The organism is Oscillibacter sp. CU971, from assembly GCF_905219725.1.
GTDB lineage: Bacteria > Bacillota > Clostridia > Oscillospirales > Oscillospiraceae > Oscillibacter.
Genome location: NZ_CAJMXG010000196.1, coordinates 1 through 5,495, shown reverse-complemented (window position 1 = coordinate 5,495; position 5,495 = coordinate 1). Strand labels below are relative to the sequence as shown.

9 protein-coding genes are annotated in these 5,495 nt (G+C 59.2%); 5 read left to right on the top strand and 4 right to left on the bottom strand.

Annotation, left to right across the window (positions count from 1 at the left end; genetic code table 11):
* The first annotated feature begins 66 nt into the window (after positions 1–66).
* On the top strand, positions 67–489 hold the full coding sequence (locus tag JX325_RS12175) for a transposase (protein WP_243414070.1): 423 nt from the start codon (positions 67–69) through the stop codon (positions 487–489).
* A gap of 42 nt (positions 490–531) precedes the next feature.
* Here the strand turns inward: JX325_RS12175 and JX325_RS12170 are convergent, their stop codons facing one another.
* Positions 532–849 carry a hypothetical protein gene (locus tag JX325_RS12170; RefSeq protein WP_204791380.1) on the bottom strand — a complete coding sequence of 106 codons (318 nt, stop codon included), beginning with the start codon at positions 847–849 and terminating at the stop codon, positions 532–534.
* A gap of 496 nt (positions 850–1,345) precedes the next feature.
* Positions 1,346–1,549 carry a sporulation sigma factor SigK gene (locus JX325_RS12165; RefSeq protein ID WP_204791379.1) on the bottom strand — a complete coding sequence of 68 codons (204 nt, stop codon included), beginning with the start codon at positions 1,547–1,549 and terminating at the stop codon, positions 1,346–1,348.
* A gap of 193 nt (positions 1,550–1,742) precedes the next feature.
* Between JX325_RS12165 and JX325_RS12160 the strand changes: the two genes are divergently transcribed.
* From JX325_RS12160 to JX325_RS12145, 4 genes are all read left to right on the top strand, one after another.
* Entirely contained in the window at positions 1,743–2,054 is a 312-nt protein-coding gene (locus JX325_RS12160) for a GIY-YIG nuclease family protein (RefSeq protein WP_204791378.1), read from the top strand.
* Positions 1,996–2,316, top strand: coding sequence for a hypothetical protein (locus JX325_RS12155; protein ID WP_204791377.1), 321 nt, complete (start codon positions 1,996–1,998; stop codon positions 2,314–2,316). The genes JX325_RS12160 and JX325_RS12155 overlap by 59 nt, the downstream gene beginning before the upstream one ends.
* Positions 2,317–2,440: 124 nt before the next feature.
* On the top strand, positions 2,441–2,914 hold the full coding sequence (locus JX325_RS12150; RefSeq protein WP_204791376.1) for a metallophosphoesterase family protein: 474 nt from the start codon (positions 2,441–2,443) through the stop codon (positions 2,912–2,914).
* A 127-nt stretch (positions 2,915–3,041) separates the two neighbouring features.
* Positions 3,042–3,680, top strand: a complete 639-nt coding sequence (locus JX325_RS12145) for a CatB-related O-acetyltransferase (protein WP_204791375.1) — start codon at positions 3,042–3,044, stop codon at positions 3,678–3,680.
* Positions 3,681–3,761: 81 nt separating this feature from the next.
* On the opposite strand, the gene JX325_RS12140 is transcribed toward JX325_RS12145, so the two are convergent.
* Together JX325_RS12140 and JX325_RS12135 are read right to left on the bottom strand one after the other, a co-directional pair.
* Entirely contained in the window at positions 3,762–4,046 is a 285-nt protein-coding gene (locus JX325_RS12140; protein ID WP_204791374.1) for a Dabb family protein, read from the bottom strand.
* A 15-nt stretch (positions 4,047–4,061) separates the two neighbouring features.
* Positions 4,062–5,264, bottom strand: coding sequence for a pyridoxal phosphate-dependent aminotransferase (locus JX325_RS12135; protein ID WP_204791373.1), 1,203 nt, complete (start codon positions 5,262–5,264; stop codon positions 4,062–4,064).
* Positions 5,265–5,495 lie beyond the last annotated feature (231 nt).

The following is a 5,495-nucleotide window of genomic DNA, read 5'->3' as shown; positions in this document are numbered from 1 at the left end:
TCGCTATGCTTTTGCAATAATTTAAACTTTTTCGCGCCATTCGCTTTGCCCGCAGCGATTAAATCAGTGGTTCCCTATGATGAACAGCGGGACGTATACTTGTGCCCTAACGGGAAAGAACTGCGGCGTAAGCGGCTGTATCGAAGCGGCAGCGGGCTGTTCTGGGAATACTGGGCGGAAAAGAAAGACTGCGGCAGCTGTCCTTTGCGGCAGAAATGTTTGAATGAGACGGACAAGGCCGGCGCCAGAAAGCTTCAGGACAGTTATTTCAAGACGGTTGTTCAAGAACATTTCTCCAGGCGATGGGAGCCGGAATACCGGGAGGCNCTGAANCAGCGGCAGATCTGGTGTGAGGGTACTTTTGCCGCACAGAAATGGGGACACAACCTGACGCGTCTCCTGCGGCGAGGTTTAGAGGCAGCGGAGGACCACTGTCTCCTTTCCGCCGCGGCCTTGAACCTCAAAAGAATGATTAAGCACTCGGTGTGATGCCGAAAGGCGTCCTTTTCTTGCCTGAAATCTCCCTTGTCTCTATATTTCAGGCACTTTGTCAACAGCTCCATATCTGTGACAAATTCGATGTACCGCATCCTTGAGTACCCCAGTATCATGAGAAAACAGTACGGCTTTCTCCACTTCCCATCCTCGTGCCAAGTACGGCGCCTCTTCCAGCCACTCGTCCACGATCTGCTTGTACGGAGCCATCTTTGTTGGCTTGGGTTCGCTCAATGTGTACTCCGGCTTTTGCGGCAATTCCGCGTACCGCTTTGCTGTTCGCGGGTCCATGTGGTACTTCCGTCCCAGCTCCACATAGTTCAGCCCTTTTTGTCTCTCGCTTCGGATGTGCATCCACTGTGCTCCTTTCATTTTCTGACTCCCTTTCCGGGCTCTTTTGTGCCCTATTGGGAGTCTATCTTTTTTTCTCCTCCTCCGCCACAAACCTACATTTTCCCCTCGGTGTTTTCTTACATTTTATCATCGGCACTGACACTGGTACTAACCTGGAAACACTTTGCTACTGTTTGCGCATCGTGGGTCTTTTCATATGTCTGCACCAGTAGTCTTCGCACCTTATTGTGTAACATGTCTGTCACATTCTGAAAACATTCTACACCTTTAGTCAATTCACTGTTATTTTATTGGATTGCTATAGGATACACGCCTTCTCTTCGGCATCGATAGTGGGACCAAAAAGCAAATCTCGGAGATTGACGTTATTGCAAGGCTGGACAGGACCTAAGAGAATCGGAGACACCGGAATGTAACAGAATAATGATATACCATATTGCCGCTGTGCCGTTGAAATACAGCCTTGCCCCCGCCGCACAAAATTTTTCCTTCCGCTTCACCCCTTCTTAATAATATGTGCCACCAGTCTCAAATTCCGTTCAATGNGCACCTGCCGGGCCTCCGGGTCCCCCTGGGCATACTTTTCCAGCCACTCCCGCTCCTCGGCGGCGGTCAGGGGCTTGGGGAAGGACCCGCCGCCGGAGAGGCGCAGGGAAAACAGCAGCGTATTGGCGAACAGCAGCAGCGCGGCGGACAGCATAAGACCTCCTTACCGGAGCCCGAGGCCCCGGCTGCCGCTTTCCCGTCTGGCGGCGGACCGAATTTGGGAGCGGGATGCCCGCCCTCTCCTCTTAACCTATGAAAACCGNGGAAGTCCCTATGCGGCCTTTGCATTTGAAGCGCCGGTATGGTATAGTGTTTCCCGGAACCAGAGAACGAAGGGAGGCGGCGGCATGGGCTGGACGGTGTACATCCTCCGCTGCGGGGACGGNACGCTCTACACCGTCTGCACCAACGATCTGCCCCGGCGGCTGGCAGCCCACCGGAGCGGCAGGGGCGCTAAGTACACCCGGAGCCGCCTGCCGGTGGAGCCGGTTTACCGGGAGGAAGCGGCGGACAAATCCGCCGCCCTCCGGCGGGAGGCGGCCATCAAGCGCTTGGACCGCCGGAAAAAGCTGGCGCTGATTGGGGAAAAGGAGGGGCAGGATGGAGATTCGGCCGCTGCGGGAGACGGAGAGCCGCCTGGAAGTCCGCCGGATTTATGAGGAGAGCTGGAAGTCCGCCTACCGGGGCATTGTCCCCCAGGCGTACTTGGACGGCATCCCCGCCGGGCGCTGGACGGAGGCCCTGGATCGGCCCGGATGGGATACCCTCGTCCTGACCGTGGGGGAGCGGCTGGCCGGGAGGTCCTGTACCTCCGCCATATCGAGTAATACGAAAGGGCCCCGGGAAACAGGCAGTCCCGGGGCAGCGAAAGGCTTTTGGAAAAATGGGCGGGTTTTGCAAACATGCCGGGCAAATTCTTAATAAAGTATAAATTTGGTCCGCGGATTCTTGCAAATTCGGAAGGACTTTACTATACTGATGTTTACTATTTGACGGAGGAAGCAGGGAAAGCCCCGCGCTGAACGCGGAGAGGAGGAGCACCGTTATGAAAGTGCTGGTTTTGTCCGATTCCCATGGGAATATTTTTAATATGATCCAGGCCGTGGAGCGGGAGGCGCCCCGGATGGTTTTCCACCTGGGGGACTGCTGGCGGGACGGGGAACGGCTCCACGACCGCTTCCCGGAGCTGCCCTTTGAGCAGGTATATGGCAACTGCGACTATTTCCGGGGCTCCCGGGAGGCGGAGAAGCTGCTGTGCCTGGGGGACAAGCGGGTGCTGCTGTGCCACGGGCACACCTATGGCGTGAAGCAGTCCCTGCTGGCAGCGGGCCTGGCGGCGGAGGAGAAGGATTTGGATCTCTTTTTGTTCGGGCACACCCACAAGCCCCTGGTGGACATGCGGGGGAAGACGCTGTTTTTAAACCCCGGCAGCATTGGGGACTACGCCCGGCCTACCTACGGCGTCGTGACGCTGGAGAACGGGAAGCTGGACGCCCGGACGGCGCTGCTGCGGGGATAGAGCGGCGGTTTTGCCGCGATATTTAGAAACGTGCTTTAAAATCGAAGGGAGTGGGAGCGGGTGAGGCGCTGCATTGCCTGAGCCGGAATCGTCCAAACTAACGTCAAATGAAAAAGGAGAAGATTCCATGACGATTCCGGCTTCCACGAAGCTGTACCCCAGGACAGGGGACAGCCAAACCATCTATCTGAAAAACGCCGTCCAGAATCCAAGAATTGAAATTGGCGATTTTACAATCTACAACGATTTTGCCCGCGATCCCAGGGACTTTCAAAAGAACAACGTGCTGTACCACTACCCCGTCAACGGCGACCGGCTGGTGATTGGGAAGTTCTGTTCCATCGCCTGCGGGGCGCGGTTTTTGATGAACAGCGCCAACCATGCCCTGGGCTCCCTGTCCACCTATGTGTTTCCCATCTTCTACGAGGAGTGGGGCCACGGGATGGAGGTGACGGAGGCCTGGGACCACCGGGGGGATATCGTAATCGGGAACGACGTGTGGATCGGCTATGAAGCGGTGATCCTCTCCGGCGTCACCATCGGGGACGGGGCCATCGTGGCGGCCCGGTCCGTGGTGACCAAGGATGTGCCGCCCTATACCATCGTGGGCGGCGTTCCCGCCAGGCCTATCCGGCGGCGGTTTGACCGGGAGACCATCGANGCGCTTTTGGAGCTGCGGTNGTGGGACTNGCCCCTGGAAAAGCTCTCGAAAAGCCTCCGGGCCATCCAGGCGGGAGACCTGGAGGCCCTGCGGCGCAGCCGCTGAGCTTCTTGCAAATTGAAAAGAGCCGCGCCGTGATTTCACGGCGCGGCTCTTTATAGATACGGCGGCATTGATGTCGAGACTTTATAAAACCTCGTAGTCCACCGCCACCCGGTCCTCCCGGATGGACTTGCACAGGGCGGAAACCGCCTTGTGCCGGGGGTCGTTCTTATAGGCTTCCAGGTCCTCCAGGCTGTTAAACTCGCTGACCAGCACGGCGTCGTAATTCCCGGCCCCCACGTTTCGGGCGACCTCGCTTTGAAGAAGCTGGGGGACAACCCCTTGCAGGGCCCGGAGGCCGCTGAGGAACTGTTCCTGTTCCGCCTCGGTGCCGGGGCGGAATTTCCACATGACGATATGGCGAATCATGAAGGGCCCTCCCGCTTACCTGCCGTTTTTCCGGTTGTACGCCTCGATGCCCAGGCCCAGCAGCTCGATGGCCCGGGTCAGCTCCTTGGGCTGTGTGACGTAGGCGATGCGGACCTCGTTTTTCCCCTTGCCGGGGGTGGCGTAGAAGCCCTCGCCGGGGGCGTACATGACGGTTTCGCCCTGGTCCTCAAACTCCTGAAGGAGGAAGTACTGGAGCTTTTCCGCGTCGTCCACGGGGAGGGTGGCCANGACGTAGAACGCGCCCTCCGGGGAGCTGTGGGTAACGCCGGGGAGCTTGGAGAGGGCCGCAACCAAAGCGTCCTTCCTCCGGCCGTACTCGTCCCGGACGGAGGCCAGGTATTCCGGCGTCATGGTTTGGTAGAGGGCGGCGGCGCCGAGCTGGTCCAGCGTGGCGGCGCAGAGGCGGCCCTGACAGATCTTCATGGCCAGCTCCATAAAGTGCCGGTTCCGGGAGATCAGCGCGCCCACCCGGGCGCCGCAGGAGGAAAAGCGCTTGGAGATGGAGTCGGTGACGATGATGTTCTCCGCCGCGTCCTCGAACTTCAGCAGGGAGCTGAGGGGTTCCCCGGAGTAGATGATCTCCCGGTAGACCTCGTCGCTGACCAGGAAGAGGCCGTGCTCCTTGCANATGTCCACCAGGAGGCGCTGCTCCTCCCGGGTGAGCACCGCGCCGGTGGGGTTGCCGGGGTTGGTGATCATGACGGCCTTGGTGCGGGGGGTGATGAGGGGCTCGATTTTCTCCCGGCTGGCGAAGCGGTAGCCCTCTTCCGCTGTGGTGGGGATGGGCACGATTTTCCCGCCGGTGACGCCGATGAAGGTGTCGTAGTTGGGATAGAAGGGCTCGGGAATCAAAACCTCGTCCCCGTCGTCCAGGATGCAGGCGGCGGTGAGCTGAAGGGCTTCGCTGCCGCCGTAAGTAGCCAGGATNTCCTCCGGAGCCAGGGAGACGCCGAAGCTCTGGTAATAGTTCCGCACGGCCTCTAAGTACGCGTCCACGCCGCCGGCGGGAGCGTAGGCCAGAACGGAATTTTGAAAGCCCCGCACGGCGCCAAAGAATGCCTGGGGGGTCTCCNCGTCGGGCTGTCCGATGTTCAGATGGAGGACGCGCCGCCCGGCTGCCTCCGCCGCCACCACATAGGGGTGGAATTTCCGAATGGGGGAGAGGCTGCACGCCTCGCATTTGCTGGAAAACTTCATCCTTTTCGCCTCCTTGGGGCTTTGCGTTTTTTTGCTGCGCAGACTGCGCATTTCCTTATTGTAGCACCTCCTCGGCCCATGTCAAACGCTTTTCCAAAAATCGTCGTTTTGCCCGACAGAGCCGGGGAGGCCGGGGCGGAGGCTGGTCAAAGTGCGCAAAGGCGGGCGGCCCGTCCGGGGAGGGGGCGGGAGATCCCCGCCGAAAGATTCCGGTTTCAGGGACCTCCCGGC

Excerpts from the sequence above, each read along its gene's own strand:
- JX325_RS12170 (WP_204791380.1), bottom strand. The coding sequence starts at position 849 with ATGCACATCCGAAGCGAGAGACAAAAAGGGCTGAACTATGTGGAGCTG.
- JX325_RS12155 (WP_204791377.1), top strand. The coding sequence starts at position 1,996 with ATGGAGATTCGGCCGCTGCGGGAGACGGAGAGCCGCCTGGAAGTCCGC.
- JX325_RS12150 (WP_204791376.1), top strand. The coding sequence starts at position 2,441 with ATGAAAGTGCTGGTTTTGTCCGATTCCCATGGGAATATTTTTAATATG.
- JX325_RS12140 (WP_204791374.1), bottom strand. The coding sequence starts at position 4,046 with ATGATTCGCCATATCGTCATGTGGAAATTCCGCCCCGGCACCGAGGCG.